Here is a 2,707-nt window from a genome sequence, read left to right as displayed (position 1 = left end):
TGCTTGACGCTGACCGGACCTCCATCGCGGCCTTCTCCTTCGAAGCGGAGTCGCCGGTCTCGCCCGGCGATGATCGTGGCGACATCGCGCTCGTCTATGACTCTGAGCAGGACATCCTCTACATCGAGGCGATCCATGATGACACCTACCTGCAGGACTTCGGCTACACGGAATCGCTGGACGACGTCGACTGGGCACCCCAGGACGGGTACTCGGCGCTGCACCGGGCCGAAGTGATCCGCGGCCACTCTTACGTGATCGAGGTCTTCCGCGATCCCGGCTCCGAACTGGCCAACTATGCCAAGTTTCGCGTGACGAACGTCGGCACGACCTGGGCACGGATCGACTGGGCTTATCAGATCGACCCAGGGAATCCGGAGTTGAAACGGGCGGCGCAGCGTCGCGATTCCACGGGCGCACATGCCGGTCGGTAAGTTGGGCGCGCTGTGAAACGACCGGACAGAATGGGACATGATCTCACAGGGAGGGGAGGGAGCGATGAGAGACACAACAATCAGACGGCTGATGCTGGCGACGGTGATCACGCTGGCCATCGGGAGCGCCGGGTGCATGCTGATCATCGCCTCCGATGAGCCGCACCGCAGCCGGTACGACGATGGTGATTGCGAGGATTGCCACGCCGCCGTAGTGATCGTGGACTACAAACCCGCGCCCGATTCCAGCGGCACATTGGCATCGGACTCGACGGTCGTCGCGCAGGAGAATGTGGCCGCACGATAGGAGAGTGGGTCATGAAGACACAGAAGATCACCCGATTGGCCGCCTCTGTGAGCGCGATGCTGCTCATGATGGGGACGGCAACAGCTCAGAGGGGACCTAGGGAGAAGATTCAGATCGTCCCCGTGCCGAAAGAGGACCTGCAAGTCTGGATATGGCCCGATCGCGGCGAGGGAGCAACCTATCGCGAGGGCGACCCGATTGCCTTCCATGTCGAGGCGACGCGGGATTGCTTTTTGATCCTCTATGACATCGACACGCGCGGTCGGCTTCAGGTGTTGTTTCCCGCCGACCCGTGGGACGACAACTTCGTCGCCGCCGGGGAATCGATCCGCTTCCCGCGACCGCAGGACGGTTACGATTGGCGCGTCGATGGTCCGGCGGGGACCGAGTACGTGCAGGCGATTGCCTCCGAGTTCCCCATCGCGCTCCCCGACTGGCCGGTCTATCTGCGCTCCGTCAACGGCGATGACGGTGTCTGCCCCGATCCGGAGTTGCGCGACTTCCGTTGCGGCGGTGACCCCCTGGCGTACATGGAGATCGTCAACCGCAAGATCGCCGGGCGCTACTGGGATTGGTGCGCCGCCGACCTGGCGACTTTCTACGTTCGCCCGCGCCACATCCATCACGTCTCGGTCATCTGGGACCCGTGGCCCGATTACTTCTACGGCGAAATCTACATCGGCTGGCCGGTCGGCGGACGAATCTACATCGACGGCGTCTACATCGGCATCGCCCCGCTGTGGATTCCCCGCCACCACTATGGCCGGCACGTGATCACCTGCTATTCCGGAACGCGCCTGGTGCGCCGACACACTGTCGCATTCCACCCCAAGCGCGAGTACCGTGGGCCCATCGGGTCAGATGGCGGGTATGAGCGAGCCCGCGGCAATCACACCAAGGTCGCCCGACGCGGGACACCGCCTTCGGCCGACATTGGACGTGATCATCAGCGCGATTTCCGTCCGGGCACGGCGACACGTGAGCGACGTGTCCGCGACCAAGTCGAGGTGCAACCGATCCAGATCAATCACGGAAGAACCGTCCGCCAAATGGAAGAGTCTCCCGCGACCGGCCGGGTCGTCCGAACCGGGGAGATCCGCCCGGAACGGCGCGTCGAAACGGTGGGCGAGAAGAACCACCCAGCGCCCTCCGCTGAGAAGGCATCCAAGGAGAAGCGCTCGGGGTGGTGGAGTTCAGTGACCACAGCGGTCAAGGGCGCCGCGCGCGATCTGGCCGCCTCGGCCGGAGAGAAGGACCGGGTACAGCAGAGTGCGTCACGCAAGGCAACGGCAAAGGACGGGCGAACGAAAGACGACGCGGGTTCCGGGAACATCACCAAGACGAAATCCCGCCCGGAGACACGCTCCGCCGACAAAGGCGACAAGCCGCAACGTCGGAAACGCGACTGATGAGGGAATGACGATTGACGACCGCGATTGATCGATGCGGATACTGTCACACTCACAATCAGACGAGGCGACCAAGGCGATGCTGAGTGGCTCTCGCAAACCGGGCTGGGCAGTTGGTGTCGTGAAGGTCATTGCCTTCATGGTTGCGACATATGCCTTGCTGCAGTTGGTGGTGTTCGCGGGCCTCGGTGCCGTGTCCGCCCGGTACTGGTCCCAGTACGATGGGCGGGGGTTGAATGAGCCCTGGTTTCTTGCCTCCAGCATTGCGAGTCTCGCCGTCGTACTGCTGGTCTGCTTCGGGTTCCTCCGGTACGTCGAGAAGCGGGGCTGGTCCCATGTGGGACTCCATCGCCGACGTGCCCTGACGCTGTTCGGCACGGGGACCCTGGTGTCCATGGTCGCCGTCGTCCTGATCGTCGCAACCGCGATCGGAGCCGGTGCCGTCACGCTGACGGGGACCTCCGCATCGCTGACACGAGGAGTGCTGTACCTGCTCTTGATGTTGATCGGCGGTCTGTGCCTGGTCGTGCAGGAAGAAATCATCTTTCGTGGCTATG

Annotated in this window: 4 protein-coding genes; all 4 read left to right on the top strand. The window is 63.3% G+C overall.

Annotation, left to right across the window (positions count from 1 at the left end):
- Positions 1-434: hypothetical protein (locus tag AB1792_06850; GenBank protein ID MEW5701929.1), on the top strand; the 434-nt coding region annotated here is incomplete at its 5' end.
- 64 nt (positions 435-498) lie between these two features.
- The gene (locus AB1792_06845) at positions 499-741 is read left to right on the top strand and encodes a hypothetical protein (GenBank protein ID MEW5701928.1); all 243 of its coding nucleotides are present in this window, start codon (positions 499-501) and stop codon (positions 739-741) included.
- 11 nt (positions 742-752) lie between these two features.
- Positions 753-2,150 (top strand): DUF4384 domain-containing protein, encoded by a 1,398-nt coding sequence (locus AB1792_06840; GenBank protein ID MEW5701927.1) that lies wholly within the window; start codon positions 753-755, stop codon positions 2,148-2,150.
- A gap of 34 nt (positions 2,151-2,184) precedes the next feature.
- On the top strand, positions 2,185-2,707 hold a 523-nt coding region (locus AB1792_06835; GenBank protein ID MEW5701926.1), incomplete at its 3' end, for a hypothetical protein.

It is taken from the genome of Candidatus Zixiibacteriota bacterium (assembly GCA_040752595.1).
GTDB lineage: Bacteria > Zixibacteria > MSB-5A5 > WJJR01 > WJJR01 > JACQFV01.
The sequence above is the reverse complement of the archived record's forward strand: the minus strand, read 5'-3'. Positions and strand labels throughout refer to the sequence as shown.